1 protein-coding gene is annotated in these 347 nt (G+C 56.5%); it reads left to right on the forward strand.

Annotated features, from left to right (window positions below):
* On the forward strand, positions 1-206 hold a 206-nt coding region (locus EN852_RS36985; protein WP_135879771.1), incomplete at its 5' end, for an Lrp/AsnC ligand binding domain-containing protein.
* Between the last annotated feature and the right edge of the window lie 141 nt (positions 207-347).

The following is a 347-nucleotide window of genomic DNA, read 5'->3' on the forward strand; positions in this document are numbered from 1 at the left end:
CCGAAGTGCCGCAGGTGCAGCAATGCTACTACGTCACCGGCGAGGCCGATTTCATCCTCGTCGTCACCGTGGCGACGATGGCCGACTACGAGACGCTGACCAGGCGGCTGTTCTTCGCCAACAACAATGTGAAGCGGTTTCGGACCTTCGTGGCGATGGACCGGGTGAAGGTCGGGCTGGAGGTGCCGGTGGGCGGGCCAGCATAAGACGACGTTTCGTATCATATCGTGATACTTTTTGTTGACATCCACAACGTATCATGACAAGATACGTATCGCGGAAATCAGATGATCCGGTCGTTCAAGGACAAAACAACCGAGGCGGTTTCGACAGGCAAAGCGCCGAAG

Origin of the sequence: Mesorhizobium sp. M2E.F.Ca.ET.209.01.1.1, assembly GCF_004010375.2 — a bacterium.
In the GTDB taxonomy this organism is placed as follows: Bacteria; Pseudomonadota; Alphaproteobacteria; order Rhizobiales; family Rhizobiaceae; genus Mesorhizobium.